This is a genomic window from Tsuneonella aeria (genome assembly GCF_009827495.1).
GTDB classification, from domain to species: domain Bacteria; phylum Pseudomonadota; class Alphaproteobacteria; order Sphingomonadales; family Sphingomonadaceae; genus Tsuneonella; species Tsuneonella aeria.
In genome coordinates this window covers 1,186,976-1,208,686 of the sequence record NZ_WTZA01000001.1, presented here as the reverse complement: position 1 = coordinate 1,208,686, position 21,711 = coordinate 1,186,976, and the positions used below count along the sequence as shown (strand labels likewise).

At 63.0% G+C, this 21,711-nt stretch carries 21 protein-coding genes; 13 read left to right on the top strand and 8 right to left on the bottom strand.

What is annotated here, in order from left to right:
• Nucleotides 1-5 precede the first annotated feature (5 nt).
• Genes moaA through GRI40_RS05975 form a run of 3 tightly spaced genes read left to right on the top strand, consistent with a single transcriptional unit; the run spans nt 6 to nt 2,325 of the window.
• Nucleotides 6-1,010 carry a GTP 3',8-cyclase MoaA gene (gene moaA / locus GRI40_RS05985; RefSeq protein WP_237489006.1) on the top strand — a complete coding sequence of 335 codons (1,005 nt, stop codon included), beginning with the start codon at nt 6-8 and terminating at the stop codon, nt 1,008-1,010.
• Nucleotides 1,010-1,741 carry a sulfite exporter TauE/SafE family protein gene (locus tag GRI40_RS05980; RefSeq protein WP_160610499.1) on the top strand — a complete coding sequence of 244 codons (732 nt, stop codon included), beginning with the start codon at nt 1,010-1,012 and terminating at the stop codon, nt 1,739-1,741. The genes moaA and GRI40_RS05980 overlap by 1 nt, the downstream gene beginning before the upstream one ends.
• A complete protein-coding gene (locus tag GRI40_RS05975) occupies nt 1,738-2,325 on the top strand; it encodes a molybdenum cofactor guanylyltransferase (RefSeq protein WP_160610498.1) in 588 nt (195 codons plus the stop codon). The genes GRI40_RS05980 and GRI40_RS05975 overlap by 4 nt, the downstream gene beginning before the upstream one ends.
• Here GRI40_RS05975 and GRI40_RS05970 read toward each other — a convergent pair.
• The 5 genes from GRI40_RS05970 to GRI40_RS05950 are packed head-to-tail and all read right to left on the bottom strand — an operon-like array spanning nt 2,310 to nt 5,219.
• Nucleotides 2,310-3,497, bottom strand: a complete 1,188-nt coding sequence (locus GRI40_RS05970) for a molybdopterin molybdotransferase MoeA (RefSeq protein ID WP_237489005.1) — start codon at nt 3,495-3,497, stop codon at nt 2,310-2,312. The two genes, GRI40_RS05975 and GRI40_RS05970, sit on opposite strands and share 16 nt — an antisense overlap.
• Nucleotides 3,485-3,961: a cyclic pyranopterin monophosphate synthase MoaC gene (moaC, locus tag GRI40_RS05965; protein ID WP_160610497.1), complete on the bottom strand. Its 477-nt coding sequence runs from the start codon at nt 3,959-3,961 to the stop codon at nt 3,485-3,487. The genes GRI40_RS05970 and moaC overlap by 13 nt, the downstream gene beginning before the upstream one ends.
• Nucleotides 3,958-4,494, bottom strand: coding sequence for a molybdenum cofactor biosynthesis protein B (moaB, locus tag GRI40_RS05960; protein WP_160610496.1), 537 nt, complete (start codon nt 4,492-4,494; stop codon nt 3,958-3,960). Before moaB ends, moaC begins: the two co-directional genes overlap by 4 nt.
• A gap of 9 nt (nt 4,495-4,503) precedes the next feature.
• The gene (locus GRI40_RS05955; RefSeq protein ID WP_237489004.1) at nt 4,504-4,953 is read right to left on the bottom strand and encodes a molybdenum cofactor biosynthesis protein MoaE; all 450 of its coding nucleotides are present in this window, start codon (nt 4,951-4,953) and stop codon (nt 4,504-4,506) included.
• 11 nt (nt 4,954-4,964) lie between these two features.
• Nucleotides 4,965-5,219, bottom strand: a complete 255-nt coding sequence (locus GRI40_RS05950; RefSeq protein ID WP_160610494.1) for a MoaD/ThiS family protein — start codon at nt 5,217-5,219, stop codon at nt 4,965-4,967.
• A 123-nt stretch (nt 5,220-5,342) separates the two neighbouring features.
• On the opposite strand from GRI40_RS05950, the gene GRI40_RS05945 reads away from it, so the two are divergent.
• From GRI40_RS05945 to GRI40_RS05905, 9 genes are all read left to right on the top strand, one after another.
• Entirely contained in the window at nt 5,343-8,132 is a 2,790-nt protein-coding gene (locus GRI40_RS05945) for a nitrate/nitrite transporter (protein ID WP_160610493.1), read from the top strand.
• Between the two features lie 11 nt (nt 8,133-8,143).
• The gene (locus tag GRI40_RS05940; RefSeq protein ID WP_160610492.1) at nt 8,144-11,902 is read left to right on the top strand and encodes a nitrate reductase subunit alpha; all 3,759 of its coding nucleotides are present in this window, start codon (nt 8,144-8,146) and stop codon (nt 11,900-11,902) included.
• On the top strand, nt 11,899-13,422 hold the full coding sequence (gene narH, locus GRI40_RS05935; RefSeq protein ID WP_160610491.1) for a nitrate reductase subunit beta: 1,524 nt from the start codon (nt 11,899-11,901) through the stop codon (nt 13,420-13,422). The genes GRI40_RS05940 and narH overlap by 4 nt, the downstream gene beginning before the upstream one ends.
• Complete coding sequence (gene narJ / locus GRI40_RS05930) at nt 13,422-14,180, top strand: nitrate reductase molybdenum cofactor assembly chaperone (RefSeq protein WP_237489097.1); 759 nt, start codon at nt 13,422-13,424, stop codon at nt 14,178-14,180. Before narH ends, narJ begins: the two co-directional genes overlap by 1 nt.
• Nucleotides 14,173-14,955 carry a respiratory nitrate reductase subunit gamma gene (gene narI / locus GRI40_RS05925; RefSeq protein ID WP_160610489.1) on the top strand — a complete coding sequence of 261 codons (783 nt, stop codon included), beginning with the start codon at nt 14,173-14,175 and terminating at the stop codon, nt 14,953-14,955. The genes narJ and narI overlap by 8 nt, the downstream gene beginning before the upstream one ends.
• Nucleotides 14,955-15,899: a peptidylprolyl isomerase gene (locus tag GRI40_RS05920; protein WP_160610488.1), complete on the top strand. Its 945-nt coding sequence runs from the start codon at nt 14,955-14,957 to the stop codon at nt 15,897-15,899. The genes narI and GRI40_RS05920 overlap by 1 nt, the downstream gene beginning before the upstream one ends.
• Entirely contained in the window at nt 15,896-16,231 is a 336-nt protein-coding gene (locus GRI40_RS05915; RefSeq protein ID WP_160610487.1) for a hypothetical protein, read from the top strand. Before GRI40_RS05920 ends, GRI40_RS05915 begins: the two co-directional genes overlap by 4 nt.
• Nucleotides 16,228-16,455, top strand: a complete 228-nt coding sequence (locus tag GRI40_RS05910; RefSeq protein ID WP_160610486.1) for a hypothetical protein — start codon at nt 16,228-16,230, stop codon at nt 16,453-16,455. The genes GRI40_RS05915 and GRI40_RS05910 overlap by 4 nt, the downstream gene beginning before the upstream one ends.
• Before the next feature lie 66 nt (nt 16,456-16,521).
• Nucleotides 16,522-17,280, top strand: a complete 759-nt coding sequence (locus tag GRI40_RS05905; RefSeq protein WP_160610485.1) for a helix-turn-helix domain-containing protein — start codon at nt 16,522-16,524, stop codon at nt 17,278-17,280.
• A 9-nt stretch (nt 17,281-17,289) separates the two neighbouring features.
• On the opposite strand, the gene GRI40_RS05900 is transcribed toward GRI40_RS05905, so the two are convergent.
• Entirely contained in the window at nt 17,290-17,742 is a 453-nt protein-coding gene (locus GRI40_RS05900) for a hypothetical protein (protein WP_160610484.1), read from the bottom strand.
• A gap of 68 nt (nt 17,743-17,810) precedes the next feature.
• Here GRI40_RS05900 and GRI40_RS05895 point away from each other — a divergent pair, with 68 nt between their 5' ends.
• A complete protein-coding gene (locus GRI40_RS05895) occupies nt 17,811-17,996 on the top strand; it encodes a hypothetical protein (RefSeq protein ID WP_160610483.1) in 186 nt (61 codons plus the stop codon).
• A gap of 128 nt (nt 17,997-18,124) precedes the next feature.
• On the opposite strand, the gene GRI40_RS05890 is transcribed toward GRI40_RS05895, so the two are convergent.
• Nucleotides 18,125-19,309, bottom strand: coding sequence for an MFS transporter (locus GRI40_RS05890; RefSeq protein ID WP_337190505.1), 1,185 nt, complete (start codon nt 19,307-19,309; stop codon nt 18,125-18,127).
• A 95-nt stretch (nt 19,310-19,404) separates the two neighbouring features.
• Entirely contained in the window at nt 19,405-21,594 is a 2,190-nt protein-coding gene (locus tag GRI40_RS05885; protein WP_337190504.1) for a TonB-dependent receptor, read from the bottom strand.
• Between the last annotated feature and the right edge of the window lie 117 nt (nt 21,595-21,711).

Genomic DNA, 21,711 nt, shown 5'->3' with positions numbered 1-21,711 from the left:
CCCGGATGATCGACCGCCTTGATGCCAGCCGGCGCCCGATGGTCGACAGCTTCGGCCGGCGCATTAGTTATGTCCGCCTGTCTGTGACCGACCGCTGCGACCTGCGCTGCCGATATTGCATGGCCGAGCGGATGACGTTCATGCCCCGCCGTGACCTACTGAGCTATGAAGAGATGCTGGCGCTGGCCCATGTTCTGATCGAACGCGGCGTGCGGCGCATCCGCCTGACCGGTGGCGAGCCACTGGTGCGGCGCGATGTCATGTGGCTGATCGACCGGCTGGGCGCGCGCATCGGGAGCGGGCTGGACGAGCTGACGCTCACCACCAACGGCACGCAGCTGGCGCATCATGCCCGCGCCTTGTTCGATGCCGGGGTGCGAAGGATCAACGTCAGCCTCGACAGCCTTGATCCAGAGCGGTTTGCTTATATTACCCGGCGCGGTGATCTGGGCCAGGTGCTGGGCGGGATTCAAACCGCTGCCGAGGCAGGGCTGGCGATCAAGATCAACATGATGGCGCTGGCGGGCGTCAATGAGGACGAATTCGACGCCATGCTGGCCTGGTGCGGCACGCGCGGCTTTGACCTTACGCTCATCGAGACCATGCCGCTAGGCGAGGTGGAGGATCACCGGCCCGAACGCTACCTCGCCCTCGACACCGTTCTGGCGCATTTGCAGCAGGGCTGGACGCTGACCGCGAGCATGCACCGCACCAGCGGCCCGGCGCGCTACTACGATGTCGGAGAAAGTGGCATCCGGCTGGGGCTGATCACCCCGATGAGCCACAATTTCTGCGCCGGCTGTAACCGCATCCGCATCGCTGCCACGGGCACCGTCTATGGCTGCTTGGGCCACGACCAAAAGGTCGAACTGCGCGACATTCTGCGCGATGGCGGACCGGTGGCCGTCGCGGCAGCGCTTGACCGCTTGCTCGGCGGCAAACCCGAGCGCCATCAATTCGACCTCTCCCGACCGGCAAGCACCCGGCATATGAGCGTTACCGGCGGTTGATGAGCGGCGAAGTGCTGGCCGCGCTGGCGATCGCGATGGGCCTTGCCGCGATCCTCTACAGTGCGGTGGGGCACGGCGGGGCCTCGGCTTATCTGGCAATCGTGGCGCTGGCGGGGATCGCCCCAGACATCATGCGGCCTGTCGCGCTGACGCTGAACCTTGTCGTATCGGCCATCGCGCTGGCGACGTATGCGCGGGCCGGGCATTTCGACTGGCGGCTGTTCGTGTCGGTCGCGCTGCCAGCGATGCCGCTGGCCTACCTGGGCGGACAGATCGACCTGCCAGCGGAAATCTATCGCCCGCTGGTGGGAGCGGTTCTGCTGGTGGCTGCAGCGCAGTTTGCGTGGAAGCCGCACACCGCCGCGCCTGCCGCACCGCGCACGCCGGTGCTGGCGGGAGCAGGTGCTGGCCTTGGCCTCTTGGCAGGGCTCACCGGCACCGGCGGCGGGATTTTCCTGTCGCCACTGCTCCTCGCCACCGGCTGGGCGGCGGCGCGCACCACGGCGGCGGTGAGCGCGGGGTTCATCTTTGTCAATTCGGCAGCCGGCCTGGCTGGTAATCTGGGCGCTGTTGGCGCGTTGCCACAAGGGGTCGGGTGGCTGGCTCTAGCGGTGGCGCTGGGTGGCGTAATCGGATCGCGGCTGGGCGCGCGGATCGTCGGCCGCACCGTGCTGATGCGGCTGCTGGCCGCCGTGCTGTTCATCGCCGGGTTAAAGCTCATCCTGACATGAACGCGCTGCTGGCGATCCTCGCGGGCGGCGACGGGCGGCGCATGGGTGGGAACAAGCCGCTGGCCATGATCGGCGGCGTGACCTTGCTGGAGCGCTCGCTGGTCTGGGCCCGAACGCAAGCACTGCCCGTGGTGCTGGCCGTGCGATCACCGCGTCAAATGGCTTGGCCGCCGGGCGTCGCGTTGGCGTTGGACCGGCCTGGCGTAGACGGGCCGCTGGCCGGCGTGCTCGGCGCGCTTGATTACGCCGCCGAGAGGGGGTTCGACGGTGTGGTGACTGCCCCGGTCGACGCGCCATGGTTGCCACACGACTTGTGTGTACGGTTATCTGACGCAGCCAATCTTGGCGCCACCGTGGCCGCGTCTGAGGGTCAATGGCACGCAGTATGCGCTTACTGGCCCGTCGCAGAGCTCCCGCGCCTGTCAGCATGGTCCGCAGGGCAAAACAAATCGGTGCGGGGCGCTTTGCGAGCCATCAGCGCCGTTCCCGTCGAATGGCCCGTGGCGGGCCGCGATCCATTTGCCAACCTCAACGACCATGCGGCGATTGCCGCCGCTGAAATGGCATTTCAGAACGGCATATAGTCAGCGGGCGCGCCGGCCCCGATGGCGGGCGCATTCGCAGGACGGCGGATCAGCGCGGCGGCGCTTGCCAGCATCAGTTGGCTGCTCGAATCCTGACTGATGAGCGGGACCAGCAGGTCGCCGTCCCAGCGCGCCCGCAACAATGTTTCACGCGCGCCGTTGGCCGGCAGCTCGGCTCCGAGCATGGCCGTCTGCCAGACCAAACTGCCAGCCGCATCGCGTCCGGCCAGCCCGGCGACCAGCGGGGTCATGAACAGGCGCGCGGTGACCAGCGCCGAACTGGGATTGCCGGGAAGGCCCAGCACCAGCGTGCCGCCCACCCGGCCGAGCCACACCGGCTTCCCCGGCTTCATCGCCACCTTGTTGAATACGAAGTCGAGCGCGGGGCCGAACATCGGCTTTGCGAAATCACGCGCCCCCACCGACGCGCCGCCGGTCACGATGACAAGGTCCGCCTCCTCGATCGCCCGGATTGCGATGGCGGTGAGCGTGGACAGATCGTCAGCGAGCTGCTCGCGGCGTGTGACCTTGCCGCCCGCTGCGATCACAAGCCCGGCCAGCGCCGGTGACAGGCTTTCCGGGATCGTGCCCGGCCGCTCGCGCGCGGAACCGGGCGATACCAGCTCGTCCCCCGTACCGAGGATCACGACACACGGTTGGCGGACCACTTTCACTTCGGCCAGATCGGCTCCGGCAGCGACCACCAGCGCACCGGCACCCAGGCGCGTTCCGGCGGCCAGCAAGACGTCGCCCAGGTCAAAGTCACCGGCGCGCAGCCGTACGTTGCCATCGCCCGCTTCCCGCACAGTTACAACGTCGCCGTCCCGGTCGCAGTTCTCCTGAACGACAACATGGTCGGCCCCGGTAGGCAACGGCGCGCCGGTGAAAATCCGAACAGCCTTGCCGGTGGCAAGGGCGGGCGGCGCTGCGGTGCCGGCGTAACTTTCGCCCACCACCACTAGGCGCGCGGGCATGACTGACAAATCGGCACGGCGCACCGCGTATCCATCCATCGCCGAACTGTCCGCGCGCGGCGCGTCTATGGCGGCGACCACCGGGGCGGCCAGCACGCGATCGAACGCATCGACGGTCGCGACGGATTCAGCGTCAAGTGGCAGTGCCACCGCAAGCATCCGCGCCAGCGCCTCGTCTAGGGAAATCAGTCCGGCCAATCGCTTTTCCCTCCGGTCTTTTCTGCAACCGCGATGTCGCCGATCACCATCGTCCGGTCGATTGCCTTCAGCATGTCAAACAGCGTCAGGCAGGCGACCGACACCGCGGTCAGGGCCTCCATCTCCACCCCGGTCTGTCCCTGCGTGGCAATGGTCGCCTTCACCGTGAAGCCGGGCAGCGCAGGATCGATCGCGATCACGACCACCGCCTTGGTCAAAGGCAGTGGATGGCACAGCGGGATAAGGTCGGCGGTGCGCTTGGCGGCCATGATCCCGGCGAGCTCGGCGGTGGAGATCACAGCACCCTTGGGTGCCGTTCCACCGGTTACCGCGTCCAGCGTTGCCGCCGCACAGCGCAAGGTGCCCTGCGCCACGGCGCGGCGGGCGGTGACCAGCTTGTCGCCGACATCGACCATCGTCGCGCGTCCCCCGGCGTCGATGTGCGTGAGATCGCCGCCGCTCATGCGCAGACGTGCCGCAAGCGCGGAACCATGCCGGCCAGTGAGCAGGGCTTGTGCCGGCTGTCGAGTTCAAGTGCGAGGATATTTTCCCAGCCATCCCGGCAAGCTCCGTTGGAGCCGGGCAGGCAGAACATGAAGGTATCCTCTATCTGCCCGGCAAAGGCGCGCGATTGCAGGGTGGCGACGCCCACAGTCTGCAGGCTGACCTGATGGAACAGCACCGCAAACCCGTCCATCTCGCGGCGGAACAGCGGCTTGACGGCCTCGGGCGTCACATCCCGCGGGGAAAAGCCGGTGCCCCCGGTGGAGATAATCACGTCGACCGCCGGGTCCGCCACCCACGTCTGCACCTGCGCGCGGATTTCCGTGACCTCGTCCTTGACGATAGCCTTGCCTGCCAGAACGTGACCGGCTCCTGTCAATTTGGCTACGAGCAGAGCGCCAGAGGTGTCCGTCGCCGCATCCCGCGTGTCGGACACAGTCAACACCGCGATTTGCAGCGGATAGAACGTCGCGCGCTGGTCAATCCCGCTCATTCCGCATCCTCATGATTTTCTCGGCGCCGTGTTCCAACGGCCGACATCGGCGGTGTCCTCGTCCCGCGGTTCGACCCAGCGTGTTCCGCCGGCGCCTGTTTCGCGCTTCCAGAAAACGGCTTCGGTCTTGAGCCGGTCCATCATGAAGTCTGTGGCCAGAAATGCATCGCGGCGATGGCGCGAGGCGGCACCGGCAAATACGATCGGCTCGCCCGGCAATAGGGTGCCGGCGCGGTGGACGACATGAGCGGCCGCGATTTCGAACCGATCGATGGCCTCGCGGGCAATATCATCAAGCGATCGCTGAGTCAGAACCGGATGGTGCTCAAGATGCAACGTGTCCACGCGGTCCCCCTCGCCGCGCACCAGGCCGACGAAGCTGACGATTCCCCCTGCGCCGGGTGCCGCAGCGGTCAGCTGCGCGAGTTCAGCGTCGGGATCGAACGGGCTGAGCGCCAAGCGGGCAGTCATCATCCGCCTGATACCACCGGAATGAACTCCACTCCTTGCCCCGGGCCCACCTCCATGTCGTCCGCCGCCATAGTGCCGGCCACGCAGGCGCGCACCCGGCGATCCGAAAGGAGGTCGGCCAGCCGGGAATCAAAGGCGGCGAGTCGCGCGCGGATGGCCGCGACCGGCTCTCTCGAATCGCCGCCATCAACCAGCACCTGCGCGCCCAGAACATCGGCCAATTTGCCGTAAAGCGTGATTGCGCGCTGAGTCATCAGTTCCTCCGGGCCAAGCGGCGTCCATAAAGTGATGCCAGGTGGCAGGTTTGATCTGCATCACTTGGCGCGGCGCAGGCGCCTCTATGCCATCATCGCTCCCGATCGAAAGGCTCCTTCGCGATGACCACCGCTCCTCTCACCAGCCCGGCGGCCGGCGCGGCGCGGGCCACTTGGTTGAGCACGATTGCCTTTACCGCCTGTTTTGCGGCCTGGACGATCTTTGCGATCATCGGCATCCAGATCAAGGAACAGCTTGGTCTTTCAGAGACACAGTTCGGCTTGCTGGCTGGCACGCCGATCCTAACCGGTTCACTGGTGCGGGTCGCGCTGGGGGTTTGGGCGGACCAGTTTGGCGGACGCCGCATTCTGGCGCTGGTGATGATCGCCGGGGCGATCGCCACCTTCCTTACCTCGTTTGCCACGACTTATCCGATGCTGCTGCTCGCCGCGCTCGGTGTCGGCATTGCAGGCGGCGCGTTCTCGGTCGGCATCGCTTACGTTTCGACCTTTTATCCGGCAGGCAAGCAGGGGACGGCGCTCGGCATTTTCGGTGCAGGCAACGTCGGCGCGGCGGTCACAAAGTTCTTGGCTCCATTCGTGATGGTTGCGGCTGGCTGGACGACAGTGGCTCAAGTCTGGGCGGCAGCGTTGCTATTGATCGGCGTGCTGTTCTATCTTTTGGCGCCTGAAGACCCGCAGTTGAGGGCCCGACAAGCTGCCGGCGTGCGTCCCGAACCCATGCGCGAACAGCTCAAGGTGCTGCGTAACGTGCAGGTCTGGCGCTTTTCGCTTTATTACTTCTTCGTGTTCGGAGCTTTTGTCGCGCTGTCGCTCTGGCTGCCGCGTTACGTCATGGGCGTTTACGGCATGACGGTGAAACAGGCGGGGATGCTTGCGGCGTTCTATTCGGTGCCCGCCAGTCTGTTCCGCATTTATGGTGGCCACCTGTCCGACAAGTTTGGCGCGCGACGCGTGCTGTACTGGACTTTTGGCGTGTCGGCGCTGTGCACATTTCTGCTCAGCTATCCGCCGACGCATTACATCATTGCCGGAAATAAGGGGCCGATCGAGTTTTCGACCCAGATGGGGCTGGTGCCCTTCCTGATTGCGATCTTCGCGCTGGGCTTTTTCATGAGCCTTGGCAAAGCCGCGGTCTACAAGCACATCCCGGTCTATTACCCAAACCGCGTGGGCGCGGTTGGCGGCCTTGTCGGGATGATCGGAGGGTTGGGCGGCTTCGTACTGCCGTTGGTATTCGGCGTCATGCTCGACCTCACGGGCATCTGGACGAGCAGCTTTGCCCTGTTGTTCCTGATCTCTTCGGTGTCGCTGGTCTGGATGCACTTCGCGATCCAGCACATGGAACGCACCCACGCCATCGATGGCCGCTTCAACGAAGTCACCGACCTGCCCGAAATGAAGGGGCTGGGCGAACAGTATACCGAAACCTTCCCTGTCGCATCAGAACCTGCCGCTGCGGTCGGCATCCCCACGCCAGCCCAGCAGGCGCGTGCTGAGCGGCTGGCAGCACATACCCTGGTCGACTGGCAGCCCGAAGATCCTGCGTTCTGGCAATCGTCGGGCCGACCGGTTGCCCGCCGAAACCTGTGGATTTCGACCTACAACCTGTTCCTCGCCTTTGCGGTGTGGATGGTGTGGAGCGTAGTGGTCGCCAAGCTGCCAGCTATCGGGTTCAACTTCACCACCGATCAGCTGTTCTGGCTGGCTGCACTACCGGGGCTTTCGGGCGCGACACTGCGCATCTTCTATAGCTTTTTGGTGCCGATCTTTGGCGGCCGGATGTGGACTGCGCTCAGTACGGCCTCGCTGCTGATCCCGGCACTGGGAATTGGATACGCGGTGCAGAACCCGCAGACGCCGTATTTCATTTTCCTGGTACTGGCACTGTTGTGCGGCTTTGGCGGCGGCAACTTTGCCTCGTCGATGTCGAACATCAGTTTCTTTTTTCCCAAGGCGGAAAAGGGCAACGCGCTCGCCATCAATGCCGGGTTCGGCAATCTGGGCGTCAGTGCGATGCAGTTCCTCGTTCCGGTGGTCGTTACCATGGGGCTGTTCGGCACGCTGGGCGGGCAATCACAGGCGGCGGATACAGGCGCCGCGCTCTACCTGCAGAATGCCGGGTTCGTGTGGGTGCCGCTGATTCTGATCGGCACAATCGCAGCGCTGTTCGGTATGAATGACATCGCCTCGGCCAAGTCGTCGTTCGCTGATCAGGCAGCCATTTTTGGGCGCAAGCATACCTGGCTGATGTGCTGGCTTTATACCGGCACATTCGGCACCTTCATCGGCATGTCGGCGGGTTTCCCGCTGTTGACCAAATTGGTGTTCCCAGAAATCGACATCCTCAAATATGCCTTCATCGGGCCGCTGGTGGGGGCCCTGTCACGGGCACTGACCGGTTGGGTGTCTGACAAGTTCGGGGGTGCGCGGGTGACGTTCCTCGTCTTCTTGGTGATGATGGGGGCGATCGGGGGGATGATCTGGTTCCTCAACGCTCGCGATTTCTGGGGCTTCTTCGCCATGGTCATCTTGCTCTTCTTTGCCAGCGGGGTGGGCAACGCCTCGACCTTCCAGATGATCCCCAACATCATGCGCACCGAAATGCCGCGCCTGGCGCCGCAGCTCTCGGCCGACGAACAGCGCGTCGCGGCCGAGCTCGAAGGCGCGGCAATCATCGGCTTCACTTCGGCCATTGCGGCGTACGGGGCCTTCTACATCCCCAAGGCTTACGGCTCGTCAATCGCAATGACTGGCACCGCCAACGCCGCGCTGTGGGGATTCTTCGCCTTCTTCGTCAGCTGCGCGGTGCTGACATTCGTCGCTTATTCGGGTCCGCGCGGCCTACTCCGTTCCGTCGAGGGCCGCGCCGCGCGCCCTGCTACTGCTTGAAGGATTGACTGATGAGCCATTTTCTTGACCGGCTGACCTTCTTCCGGCGGATGCAGGACAGCTTTTCCGACGGGCACGGCATCACCACCGATGAATCGCGCCAGTGGGAGGACGCCTATCGCAAGCGCTGGGCGGCGGACAAGATCGTGCGCTCGACGCATGGGGTGAACTGCACAGGATCGTGTTCGTGGAAAATCTACGTCAAGGGGGGCATCGTCACCTGGGAGACCCAGCAGACCGATTATCCCCGCACCCGACCTGACCTCCCCAATCACGAACCGCGCGGCTGCCCGCGCGGGGCCAGCTACAGCTGGTATCTCTATTCGGGTACGCGGGTGAAATACCCGATGGTCCGCGCTCGCCTGCTCGGACATTGGCGCAAGGCGCGCGAAACGATGAACCCGGTCGCCGCCTGGGCCGCGATCGTGTCTGACACGGACAAGCGTGGCGATTGGATCAAGCGGCGCGGGCGCGGCGGTCTGGTCCGGTCCAGCTGGGAAGAGGTAAACGAGATCATTGCGGCGGCGAATGCCTATACCATCCGCGAATATGGGCCGGATCGCGTTGCCGGTTTCTCTCCCATTCCCGCGATGTCCATGATCAGCTACGCCGCTGGCAGCCGCTATCTGTCGTTGATTGGCGGCACGGTGCTGAGCTTTTACGACTGGTACTGCGACCTGCCACCCTCCAGCCCGCAGACATGGGGCGAACAGACTGACGTCCCGGAAAGCGCCGACTGGTACAATTCCAGCTTCCTGCTCGTCTGGGGCTCAAACGTGCCGATGACGCGGACGCCTGATGCGCATTTCTATACCGAGGCGCGTTACCGCGGAACCAAGAGCGTGGTCATCTCGCCCGATTACAACGAGGCGGCCAAGTTTTCGGACATGTGGCTCCATCCCAAGCAGGGGACGGACGCGGCGCTGGCGCTGGCGCTCGGGCATGTCGTGCTCAAGGAATTCTACGTCGACCGGATTTCGGACTATTTTACTGACTACACGCGCAAATACAGTGATTTCCCATTCCTGGTAAAGCTGACCCAACAGGGTGGCCGCTATGTCGCTGACCGGCATTTGCGTGCGTCGGATTTCCAAGGCGCTCTGGGGGAGAGCGAGAACCCCGAATGGAAGCCGGTCGCGCTTAACGATGCGGACGGCGAGGCGGTGTGCCCGCTCGGGACCGCGGGGCATCGCTGGGGCGAAAAGGGCCAGTGGAACCTCGCCGAGACCGACCGCGACGGCAATCCGCTAAAACTGCGCACTACGCTGAAAGATGATCATGACCAGATCGTCGCGGTCGGTTTCCCCTATTTTGGGGCCGAGGCGACGAATGGCTTTGTCGCCACGGATCACGATGAGGTGCTCGATCGCAACGTGCCAGTCCGCGAAATGGTGCTGGCCAATGGCGAGCGTGCGATGGTGGCCACCGTATTCGATCTGTTCTGCGCCAATTACGGGGTCGACCGCGGGTTTGGCGGGGCCAATGTCGCCACGTCGTTCGACGACGACACTCCGTTCACCCCCGCGTGGGCCGAGCGGGTGACCGGCGTGCCGCGCGCCGCGATTATCCAGACGGCGCGCGAATTCGCCGCCAATGCCGATGCCACCATGGGCCGCTCGATGGTGATCCTGGGGGCAGGGCTCAACCACTGGTACCACATGGACATGAGCTATCGCGGGATCATCGCACTGCTCGTGATGTGTGGCTGCATCGGCCAGTCGGGCGGCGGCTGGTCGCATTATGTCGGCCAGGAAAAGCTGCGCCCGCAGACCGGCTGGCTGCCGCTGGCGATGGCAACCGACTGGGTTCGCCCACCGCGCCAGATGAATTCGACCAGCTTCTTTTACGCCCATACCGATCAATGGCGCTATGAGACGATGACCGTCGACGACATCATCTCGCCTGTGGCACCCAAGGGTGACTGGTCCGGCTCGATCATCGATTATAACGTGCGGGCCGAACGGATGGGCTGGCTGCCTTCAGCGCCGCAGCTACACCAAAATCCGCTTGATGTTGGCGCCGCGCTGAAGGCGTCGGGTGAGAACGCGAGCACGGCGATCCCGGCCAAGCTGCAATCGGGTGAGCTTGAGTTTGCCAACAAGGATCCCGACAACCCGCGCAACTGGCCACGCAACATGTTCTTCTGGCGCTCGAACGTGCTGGGGGCGAGCGGCAAGGGCCACGAATATTTCCTCAAGCACCTGGTTGGCTCAATGCACGGCGTGCTGGGCGTCGACGGCCCGGAAAGCGGCGTCGTGGCGCCCCAGGAAGTCGTCTGGCATGACGAGGCGCCGGAAGGGAAGCTGGACCTGATGGTCAACATCGACTTCCGCATGTCGACCACCAGCCTTTATTCCGACATCGTTCTGCCAACCGCGACATGGTACGAGAAGAACGACCTCAACACGACCGACATGCACCCCTTCATCCACCCGCTGACCGCGGCAGTGGACCCGGCATGGGAAGCGCGCAGCGACTGGGCGATTTTCCGCGGTATTGCCGAAGCGTTCTCACGCGTTGCGCCTGAAGTGCTGGGCGTCGAAACCGACGTGGTACTCAATCCGATCCAGCACGACAGCCCGAACGAGATCGCGCAGCCGTTCGATCCGCGCGACTGGGGCCGGGGCGAATGCGAACCCATCCCGGGCCGGACGATGGCGAGCATCCATGTGATTGAACGCGATTACCCGGCAACTTTCGCCCGGTTCACCTCGCTCGGCCCTGCGCTGGAGAAGCTGGGCAACGGGTCGAAGGGCATCAACTGGGACACCAAGCACGAGGTTGCGCTGCTTGCTGCGCTCAACGGCACCTCGCTTCAGGAGGCAACCGCCGGACGGCCGCGCATCGATAGCGATATCGATGCGTGCGAAACGATCCTCATGCTGGCGCCCGAAACCAATGGCGAGATCGCGGTAAAGGCGTGGCAGGCCTTGGGCGAGACGACCGGGCGCGATCACGTCCATCTGGCCGAGGGCAAGGAAGAAGAAAAAATCCGCTTCCGCGACATCGTGTCCCAGCCGCGCAAGATCATCTCTTCGCCCACCTGGTCAGGGATCGAAAGCGAGCATGTCTGCTACAACGCGGGCTATACCAATGTTCACGAGCTCATCCCGTGGCGGACGCTGACCGGGCGGCAATCGCTTTATCAGGATCACCAGTGGATGCGCGCGTTTGGTGAAGGCTTCGTCACCTGGCGCCCTCCGATCGATACCCGCACGGTGCGTCAGGTGCTGGGCAAGCTGCCCAACGGTAACAAGGAAATCCAGCTTAACATCCTGACCCCGCACCAGAAATGGGGCATCCATTCGACTTATACCGAAAACCTCATCATGCTGTCACTCAACCGCGGCGGGCCGGCGGTGTGGATCAGCGAGGATGATGCGCGCGAAGCAGGCATCGTCGACAATGACTGGATCGAGGTGTACAATATCAACGGCGCGTTGACTGCGCGGGCGATTGTGTCGCAGCGGATCATGCCGGGCAGCGCGATCATGTATCACGCCCAGGAGAAGCTGGTGAACACCGTGGGGTCCGAAGTCACCGGCCTGCGCGGCGGGATCCACAATTCGGTGACCCGCATCAACATGAAGCCGACCCACATGATCGGCGGCTATGTCCAGCTCGCCTATGGCTTCAACTATTATGGCACCGTGGGGGCGAACCGCGACGAGTTCGTAATCGTCCGCAAGATGAGCGCGGTGAACTGGTTCGACAAGGCAGAGGCCAGCGCGGCCGCACTACGAACCGGCGCCAAGGAGAATGCCCGATGAAGATCCGCGCCCAGATCCCGATGGTCCTCAATCTCGACAAGTGCATCGGCTGCCACACCTGCTCGATCACCTGCAAGAACGTCTGGACCAACCGAGAAGGCGTGGAATACGCCTGGTTCAACAACGTCGAATCGAAGCCCGGCATCGGCTATCCCAAGGATTGGGAAAACCAGGAACGCTGGAAAGGCGGCTGGCATCGCCGCGCCAATGGCAAGATCGAGCCGCGCTTGGGGAGCAAATGGCGCATCCTGTCCAAGATCTTCGCCAACCCCAGCCTGCCGGAAATCGATGATTTCTACGAACCTTACACCTTTGACTACGACTGGCTGCAATCGGCTCCCGAGCTCCCGGCCCAGCCAACGGCGCGGCCGCGCTCGTTGCTGACCGGCGAACAGCTCAACAAGATCGAATGGTCGGGCAACTGGGAAGACATGCTGGGCGGCGAGTTTGAAAAGCGCTCTGCCGATTACAACTTCGCCGGAGTCGAAAAGGAGATTTACGGGGAGTTTGAAAAGACCTTCCTGATGTATCTGCCACGCCTGTGCGAACATTGCCTCAACCCGACGTGTCTTGCCGCGTGCCCTTCGGGCGCGATCTACAAGCGGGATGAGGATGGCATCGTCCTGATCGATCAGGAAAAATGTCGCGGCTGGCGGATGTGCGTCTCGGCCTGCCCGTACAAGAAAATCTATTACAACTGGGCGAGTGGCAAATCGGAAAAGTGCATCTTTTGCTATCCCCGGATCGAAACCGGCCAGCCGACGGTGTGTTCGGAAACCTGCGTCGGCCGCATCCGCTATCTGGGCGTCGTGCTTTATGATGCAGACCGGGTGGAGGAAGTCGCATCGACACCCGATCCCAAGGATCTTTATCCACAGCAGCTGTCGATGTTCCTCGATCCACACGATCCGGCGGTTCAGGCGCAGGCTCGCAAGGACGGCATACCCGAAGCGTGGATCGAGGCGGCGATGCGCTCTCCGGTGTACAAGATGGCGGTCGAATGGAAGGTCGCCTTCCCGCTGCACCCGGAATACCGCACGTTGCCAATGGTCTGGTACGTGCCGCCCCTTTCCCCCATTCAGTCGGCTGCTGAAGCTGGGAAGATCGCCGAACGCGATGGGATGCCGGATGTTCGATCCTTGCGCATTCCGCTGCGCTACCTCGCCAACCTGCTGACCGCTGGCGACGAGGCGCCGATTGCCACCGGGCTTGAACGGATGCTGGCGATGCGGTCTTACATGCGCGGCAAGCGCGTACACGGCATTGCCGACGAATCGATCGCAGAGCGCGTCGGTCTGACGGGCAGGACCATCGACGAGATGTACCGGATCATGGCGCTGGCCGCTTATGAAGACCGCTACGTCATACCCACCGCGCACCGTGAGTTCGAGGAAGATGCCTACGTTCTTCGCGGTGCGGCTGGGTTCGGCTTTGGCGAGGTCACCGAAGGGCGCACGCCGTCATTGTTTGGCGGTGCCAAGGCGCAGCCGGGCAAGCCGGTCAAGCGGGAGGCGATGTGATGCTGGGCCTCACACGCAAACCGCCGACGATGGCTCTTACTTTGCGCTCGCTCGCCGCTTTGCTGGGCTATCCCAGCTCGGACTTGCAGACCGCAGTTCCCGAATTGCGTCACGCGATGGCACAGGAGACGGCGCTGTCCGCCTCTGCCCAGGCGGGGTTAGAGCCACTGCTCAATGCGCTCGCCACGCGCGATTTGTTTGATCTGCAAGCCGATTACAGCGAGCTGTTCGACAGTACCCGGCGCCTGTCTCTGCACCTGTTCGAGCACGTCCACGGCGACAACAAGGATCGTGGCCAGGCGATGAGCGATCTTGGCCTTGAATACATTCGTCACGGTCTGGAAATGAAGACCAACGAACTACCGGATTACCTCCCGCTGTTCTTGGAATTCACCGCCACGCTCGATCCTGTCGAGGCGCGCGACTGGTTGCGGCAGCCGATCGACGTCCTGACCGTGCTGGCCGAGCGGCTCGAACAGCGCGGCACACCCTATTCGGGCGTCCTCGCAGCACTCGTCAGTCTGGCTGATGCCAAGCCCGATGCCGAAAAGCTGGAGCAGATCGGCCAGGCCTTTGCCGAGGACGAAAGCAAGACGATCGATGAGCTGTGGGAGGAAGCGCCCGTCAGCTTCGGTACTGCTGCCTACGACAATGGCGGGCCAACCGGCGTGATCGCCCGCATCCGCGCCGCGAACCGCGCCGGCAAGAGCCCCGAGAAAGGCATCCCTGACGGCGCCGAGGAGACCACTCATGCGTGAATTCGTGCACTATCTGCTGTTTGGCTGGTATCCCTACCTCGCGGTCACGGTGATGGTGATAGGCTCCATCCTGCGGTTCGATACAAACCAGTATTCCTGGCGGTCCCAATCGAGCCAGTTTCTGCGCCGCAAACAGATGATGCTGGGATCGAACCTGTTCCACATGGGCATCCTGGTGCTGCTTGGCGGCCATTTTGTCGGTCTCCTAACCCCCATTGGCGTCGTGGATTATCTGGGTATCTCGCACCAGTCGAAGCAGATTCTGGCACTGGTCGCAGGCGGGATTGCTGGCATCGTGGCCTTCATTGGCGCATCGCTGCTGCTCCACCGCCGCCTGTTCGATCCGCGCATCCGGCGCAGTTCAGCTACGCTTGACATCGTCGTGCTGGTGCTGATCTGGCTGCAGATCGCACTGGGCCTTTCGACAACCTACTGGACACTGCAGCACGTCGACGGCCGCGAAATGGTCAATTTCATGGCCTGGGCGAACGGCTTGCTGACCCTGCAACCGGGATCGGCGGCCTACATCGTCAACACCCACATCGTATACAAACTCCACATCGTGCTGGGGCTGACGCTGTTCCTGCTGACACCGTTCACACGGTTGGTGCACGTGTTCAGCGCGCCGATCTGGTACTTGCTGCGCCCGGGCTATCAAATCGTGCGGACCCGCCGCGGCAAAGGCGCACCGCCGCGCGCCGCGTTGCCGGTCGGGACACCGGTCTATTCTGGCGGCAGTGCCAGCGCCCGGGCGATGACCGAGGAGGTGCAGTGATGGCCCGCACGCTCGACGTTATCAATATCGCGGCGCCGCCGCTCCCGCCGGTTGACCAGGCGATGCCGTCAGCCTGCCAGTCGCACGGGTGCGGTGGGGCGGAAGAACAGCGCCCCCCATTATCGGCGTTTGCCGAAGTCCGGATCGACGGGGTCGAGATTACGGCAGAACAGATCGCAGAGGAAATGCCGCATCACCCGTCGCCTGACGGTGAAAGCGCCTGGCGCGCCGCGGCGCAGGCCCTTGTCGTGCGGCATCTGTTGCTGCGTGAAGCGGCACGGCGTGGCTGCGCCCCGGTACGCGAGACCGACGAAGCCGGAAAGCCGCTGGTTGATGACGAAGCATTGATCCGCAGCCTGCTCGACGATGTCGCCGGCACGGCCGTCCCCTCGGAAGAGGAATGCCGCCGAACCTATGATGCGCAGGCTTTCCGGTTCCGCACGCCGACACTGTACGAAGCATCGCACATCCTGATCGAACCCGAAGGCGCCGGGGATGACGACGCCTGGGCTGCAGCCGAGCAGCAGGCCCGGACGATTATCGCCGAAGTAGGCGATGAGCGTGCGACCTTTGCTGAAGCGGCGAGGGAGTTTTCCGGATGCCCGTCAGCCCAACAGGAAGGGTCACTCGGCCAATTGCGGCGCGGTGATCTGGTGGCCGAAGTGCAGACCCACATTGAGCGCACCCCGGTGGGCACGGTTAACCGCGAACCAGTGCGATCACGCCACGGTTGGCACGTCATCCGGCTCGACCGGATCATCGAGGGCCGCACGTTGCCGTTCGAAGTGGTAAAGCCCAAGATCGCCGATCTGCTCGAGGCGCGCGCCTGGACCGTGGCCGCCATGCGGCTGGTGCAGGAGCTGGCCGACGAGGCCGAGATTGAAGGCATCGCTCTCGATCAGGCGCCCGTGGGCGATGCTCGCGCGGGGACGCTGGCGGCATGATGCTGGGCGATTATCTGGCTGCCGCCCGCACTGCCGGCTCGGATATCCAGTCGTGGCTCGATCAAGCTGGCCCGCAATGCGCTTCCGCGCTTGAGCGGCTCGCGCGCGCAGAGCAGATGTCGCCCGCCCGCGCCGCTCGACTTGCGGTGGCCGATTTCAGCCGTGCCGCGAGTGACGAGGATTGGACCACCCTGATCAGCTACGTTCGCGACGCAGCCGATCCCGGCCTTGCCTGCCTTGCCGCTATGATCGACTGGCGTCTTGCCCAGCAGCCTTGTTCTGCCCATTCCGCGCTGCCATCTGGTGTAGCGTCCTTAAGGAGCGTCCAATGACCAAGCCATACCCGACCTCCGCCGAACAGACGCTCGCGGCCGACAATGCCCCGCTCACTCCGCGAATTATAAAGGATCACGGCGATGGAAGGACTGATGATCGTCCGATCGCCCCGCTCGAGAGCGTGTCAGTTGATGAGCACCAGGCCAATCCGTGGCCCGCGATCTGGCTACTCGCGGTGATTATCTCTGTGGTGCTCGCGGCGCTCTACATATTCGGGTAACCTGCCGTCACGGGTTTTGCTGCTCGACAGTTTTGGCTCGCGCTGGCATATGCTTGCGCGAAACCTGTGCTGGACTATGCCCACTCTATCGACACGGCCCATGCGCGTGTCCTGAAAGCTGCTCCTCTTCCGGCGGATCATCCCTGTTACCCGTGTGAAGTGCGACGGGTTTCGATGTTCCACGCCCTTAAATGCAATCAATTGTCCGAGTTGCGGACCATGGGGATAGATCGCCTGGTAGAGTCTGGTGCGCCGTTGTTCCACCAGGGTGACCGGGCCGGGCAGGTTTACACTTTGGTTGCCGGGTCTTTGCGGCTTTATCGCCTGATGGCTGACGGACGCCGTCAGATAACCGGCTTCACCTTGCCGGGTGATTTTATCGGCATGGCCCTTGGCACAGACCACGAGATGACGGCCGAAGCGTTGGAGCCGGCACGTTTATGGGCGTTCGAACGCAGCCGCTTCGAAGATTACGTCAATCGCAATGCGGTGCTGAAAGACAGTCTGCTTGACAGTGCGCGGCACGAACTGGCCGCGGCGCAGCAGCAATTCATTGTCCTTGGCCGAAAGACCGCGATGGAGCGGGTGGCATCGTTCCTGCTATATCTGCATCAGCGTTATGAACGGATTGTCGGCCACGATGTGGCGCATATGGCCTTGCCGATGAGCCGGGCCGATATCGCCGATTACCTTGGCTTGACCAAGGAAACCGTCAGCCGGGTATTGAGCCAGCTGCGGAACCGGCGGTTAGTACGGCTGGTGACGCTCAGCTGCGTCGAACTGCTCGACGTGGCGGCGCTAGAAGGTCTGGCCGATGGCGCCTGAGCGCCGTGATCAGAATCGCGCTTCCAGTTGAGCCCATACCTTGGTCGTATCGGCTCCAAAGGTGTCGGCTTTGTATCGAGCAGCCTTGATCATTCCGGTCAGCCAGGGCGCGACGGGATAAGCGGCCATCACGTTCCATTCCCGCCCGTAGTGTAGATCACCCCGGGTAGACCGGAAATCATGGAAGGCGATCCGTAGGCTCGCACCGCCGATTGCAGGGGTGGCCTTGGGGAAGATGTGCCCAACATCGACATAAACGTCGCGTAAGCCGCCGGCCGGCGTCGTCAGGAACTTGTCTGCCCAGCCATTGAAGGCGTGCAGCGTCGCCAGCGGTGTCTGAAGGGCGGTGCGCCCATCGCCCGACAGGCGCTCGTACCCGAGTTTGAGCGTGGTCGGTCCATGCGATACCCCTGGCTCGGTCTGGCTCGACAAGGCCTCATCCGGAGCTGGGCCGTTGGTCATCACACCTCGAGGGCGACCAGAGCGGGCTGACCGCGCGTGAACTGCTTGCGGTGCGCTATGCCGAAGGGATGGGCCGTGACCCGAAGGGCATCGCCGGCGACGAGGAATTCTGGAGCGAGTTCAAGTCCGCGTTCGCCGATACCGAGATCGTCGATCTTAGCTACTGCATCGCGGGCTGGATGGGCCTAGGCCGCGTCGCTCATGTGCTGGGCGTTGACGCGGCCTGCGCGATTCCCGAACCGGTATCTGCTTGACCCGCCTCTCGTAATTTACTCAGCAAGCGATCTTCTGCTAGAAGATAAGCAGCCTTGATGCCTTGCGGTATGTCCAATCATGCGGACTGCGGTTGGATGTATCCATCAGCCGCTTCCCGCCGCATCACTCATGGCTGTTCATCCAAACGAATTGCCTTGGTTTCCGGGAGTGCGAACAGGATGAGCGGTATGCCCAGCCAGGGCACAACGGCCAAGGCCATTGCGGCCGAGGCTGTCCCGCCGAGAAGCGCGCTAAGTTCGCCGAGAAGCAAGGGCGCGACGACCGCCCCCCATCGACCTACCATATTATGCGACCAACCGTTGGCTGCGGCGCGCAATTCGGTGGGGAATAGCTCGCTGTTCAGGGTGAAACAGATCATCCACAACCCAAGCATGGCCTGGAGGCCGACGAAGCTGGCTGTGATGACAGCACTATCCTCTGCAGAATAGCAGATCAGGGTCAGAACCCCGTACAGGAACAGGAATGACGCGATGGTCGGCCTTCTCCCGATCCAATCCGCCAGTGCGCCGGCGCCGATATAGCCGATAAACGCGCCCAACAGGCTGAGCGGGGCGATGGCCATGAGCTCTGTAGTGGACCAGCCCCGCTCCTGCGTGACGTAGTAGGTAAAGAACACGGTACCGGCCGCACTGGCGAAATTGATGATGAACCAGAGCGCGCTCATCGCCGCGAAACGCTGGCGAAACTTCGATGTGACGAGCTGCACGAACTCTGTCCGCATGGTGATGCGATTGTTGTTTGACGCCTGCATTTCGGCCCAAACTGGCGTCTCCTTCACTCTGATGAACAACAACGGCAGGATGATCAGCGGGGCGGATCCCACGACGAACAACAGCCGCCAGCCCATTTCGGTCTCGAGCGCTGGCTTCAGCATTAGGAAAGGCAGTGCTGCCCCCATGCTGGCGACTGCCCCCAACAAGCCGTTAGCCCGCCCGCGTAGCGGCGGCGGCAGCGTTTCGCTTACCACGAGATAGGCCAGGCTGACGAGTGAAACCATCAGCATTCGTGTAACGAACTGTATCGCCACGTAGCTCTCGATATCGGGAGCAAGCACCGTGAGCAGCGAGCCAATCGAGAAACCACCTGCCGCGATTAGGAGGATGGGCCTGCGTCCGAACCGGTCGGCAAGCCGGATCAGAAAAACCGCAACAATCGAGCCCGCGGCAATTGCCGCGACTGCCCGCCCGAGCGCCGGCGTCGTGATGCCGAAGTCTGATCCGACGTAAGGCAACACAACGCTGGTCAGGCTGATGTCAAACCCCTCGAACATCAGTACGAAGCCGAGCAGCACCAAAAGCTCCAGGTGTCGCCGGTTCAGCTTCTGCCCATCGGGGTATGCGCCCCCCGGTGTTACCCTGCGGTCCCCGGCTCCAGGCTTCACGTGTATCACCGATAGTTGGCTTTCAGTTCGATCCCGAACGTGCGGGGCCGCTTGAAGCTCGCGCCCCCGAAGCCCAGGGCGCCAAAATCGATGCCGAAATCGATGTTTTCCTGGTTGGTCAGGTTGTTTCCGAAAGCGGAGACCTCCAGTGCGGCATGGTCGCCCAGGGATATCTCGGACAACGCCACCCGCGCCCGCAGGTTGTGGTCAGGACGCGACCGCACCTCGCGGTTGAACGGGTTCACCCGATCGAGCGCAAAATAATACACCGTGCTGCGATACGAATAGTCGAGCCGGGCCGACAGCTCGCCAATGCCGACCGGGGTCCGATACTCTGCACCGGCATGCGCGTTGAATTTCGCGGTCTGAGGCAAGCGCGCCTCGTCGGCGACGTTTATGACCTGGTCGGTGACCGGATCGCGGTAGAGGAACGTCTTGTACGTCGGATCGAGGTAGCCGATCGACCCGGTGAAGGTCAGCCCATCCACGGGTACGATCGTAGCCTCGGCCTCCACGCCGCGGTAACGTACCTTGCCCGCGTTCACGATCCTGGCGGTCGCACCGCCGGTACCAGCGGTGAATTGCTGGATCTGCAGGTTGTCGTAATCGGTCTGGAATGCCGAAAGGTTGAAACGCAACCTGCGATTGAAGAGATCGGTTTTCAGCCCCGCCTCGTAAGAGATGACGTCTTCGGGCTCGAAGATGTTGATGACGTTGGTGCGCGGATTGATCCCCCCCGAGCGATACCCGGTCGAAACGCGGACATACGCCAGCGCCTGATCGCTGAAACGATAGGACGCAGAGCCGAGCCAGGAAACGTTCTCGTATTCGACCTTGCCGCGCACGGCCGGTATGACGTCACCGACAAGGTTGATCGTCTTACGGTCGCCGGTGAAGCGCACCCCGGCGGTCAGTTCGAGGCGCTCCTGGAGGGCAGCAGGCTTCCACGTCGCCTGCCCGAAAGCCGCCATGGACTCGGTCGCGCCGCCGAAGGCCTGCGTCGGGCTGAGGTTGAGGCCGGCTTGCCCGCCGGGCAGCACGAAGGTCAGTCCCTGCCGGTTGAACTCGTCCGCCCTCTCGTAGAAATAGAACATGCCGGTCACGAAGCTGAGCGTGTCGAAGTCGAACAGTGCCTGCAATTCCTGGCTGAACTGCCACTGGTTCTGCGGGGCGTTGTTGCCGACAAAGGGCACGACTGGCGCGATGGTGGGCGCGTAGGTAACTGGGTCGAGCACCACGCCGCGCAGGTTCCCTTGGCCCGACAGCGTCAAAATAGTGTCCTGGAAAAACTTGCGATATCCTGTGATTGACTTGAGAGTCAGGTTCTCATTTGCTTCGTAGGATACCGTAAGGCTGTTTCCGAAGATGCGCGCCGAGGAGCCGTAGTCGAGCTCGCCGTCACGATTGATGAAGCCCGCCTGCAGACCTTGGTCCAACCGTTTGTCGCTGATAATGAAGGGATCGCCGCCGAACGTCTGCGAAGCACCGAAAAATCGGCGGAAATCATCGGTAGCCGCCAGAAGCTGGAAATAGGGACCATTTCCCGTGCGGTGATTCCAGTCCAGCCGATAGTCGACCGTCACGTCGCCAAAATCGCCGTTCAACGCGAACAGAATGGCATCAGAATTGATCGCACCCGGATCGTGCGAAGCGGGCGTCAACAGGTTGTCGACATAACCGTCTCTCTGTTGATGCGAATAAGCCAGCGATGCCGCAAAGGGGCCTAACCGGCCGCTGTCGAGGCGGATGCGCCCATGCCACTCGTTGTTGCTTCCATAACCGGCGCGTATTTCGGCTTCCATGTCCTCGCTGGGCCTGCGCGAGATGAGCTGGATCGCACCCCCGATCGAATTGCGCCCAAACAGGGTGCCTTGCGGCCCCCGAAGGACTTCAATCCGCTCCAGATCCACGAGATCGAAGATGGCGCCAGCCGAGCGCGCGACATAGACGCCGTCGAGATAGACGCCCACACCCTGTTCGGACACCGCGCTGGGTTCCTGGTTGCCGACGCCGCGAATGTAGATCGATGCCGCGGTGAGACTCGCGGATTGCTCCGAGATCGTCAGGTTTGGCGTGTACGCCGGGACATCCGCCACGCTTTCGATGCCCAGCTTATCGACAGTATCGGCGCTGAACGCTGTGAGCGAAACGGGAGCATCCTGAGATGATTCCGCCGTCCGGCGTGCAGTGACCACGATCTCTTCGATCGGCGCGTTGGCCTGGGCGCGTTCTTCGCTATCGCGCGCCGCCTGGGCGAGTGCCGGTACGCTCGTGCCCGCCAGCAGGGCGGCGACCGCCGTTATCGCAATTTT

What these genes read in the sequence shown, in the direction of transcription:
- GRI40_RS05915 (WP_160610487.1), top strand. Translation starts at nt 15,896, where the DNA reads ATGATGCTGGGCGATTATCTGGCTGCCGCCCGCACTGCCGGCTCGGAT.
- GRI40_RS05920 (WP_160610488.1), top strand. Translation starts at nt 14,955, where the DNA reads ATGGCCCGCACGCTCGACGTTATCAATATCGCGGCGCCGCCGCTCCCG.
- GRI40_RS05975 (WP_160610498.1), top strand. Translation starts at nt 1,738, where the DNA reads ATGAACGCGCTGCTGGCGATCCTCGCGGGCGGCGACGGGCGGCGCATG.
- GRI40_RS05895 (WP_160610483.1), top strand. Translation starts at nt 17,811, where the DNA reads ATGGGCCGTGACCCGAAGGGCATCGCCGGCGACGAGGAATTCTGGAGC.
- GRI40_RS05950 (WP_160610494.1), bottom strand. Translation starts at nt 5,219, where the DNA reads ATGACTCAGCGCGCAATCACGCTTTACGGCAAATTGGCCGATGTTCTG.
- moaB (WP_160610496.1), bottom strand. Translation starts at nt 4,494, where the DNA reads ATGAGCGGGATTGACCAGCGCGCGACGTTCTATCCGCTGCAAATCGCG.
- narH (WP_160610491.1), top strand. Translation starts at nt 11,899, where the DNA reads ATGAAGATCCGCGCCCAGATCCCGATGGTCCTCAATCTCGACAAGTGC.
- GRI40_RS05910 (WP_160610486.1), top strand. Translation starts at nt 16,228, where the DNA reads ATGACCAAGCCATACCCGACCTCCGCCGAACAGACGCTCGCGGCCGAC.
- moaA (WP_237489006.1), top strand. Translation starts at nt 6, where the DNA reads ATGATCGACCGCCTTGATGCCAGCCGGCGCCCGATGGTCGACAGCTTC.
- GRI40_RS05940 (WP_160610492.1), top strand. Translation starts at nt 8,144, where the DNA reads ATGAGCCATTTTCTTGACCGGCTGACCTTCTTCCGGCGGATGCAGGAC.
- narJ (WP_237489097.1), top strand. Translation starts at nt 13,422, where the DNA reads ATGCTGGGCCTCACACGCAAACCGCCGACGATGGCTCTTACTTTGCGC.
- GRI40_RS05980 (WP_160610499.1), top strand. Translation starts at nt 1,010, where the DNA reads ATGAGCGGCGAAGTGCTGGCCGCGCTGGCGATCGCGATGGGCCTTGCC.
- GRI40_RS05945 (WP_160610493.1), top strand. Translation starts at nt 5,343, where the DNA reads ATGACCACCGCTCCTCTCACCAGCCCGGCGGCCGGCGCGGCGCGGGCC.
- moaC (WP_160610497.1), bottom strand. Translation starts at nt 3,961, where the DNA reads ATGAGCGGCGGCGATCTCACGCACATCGACGCCGGGGGACGCGCGACG.
- narI (WP_160610489.1), top strand. Translation starts at nt 14,173, where the DNA reads ATGCGTGAATTCGTGCACTATCTGCTGTTTGGCTGGTATCCCTACCTC.
- GRI40_RS05900 (WP_160610484.1), bottom strand. Translation starts at nt 17,742, where the DNA reads ATGACCAACGGCCCAGCTCCGGATGAGGCCTTGTCGAGCCAGACCGAG.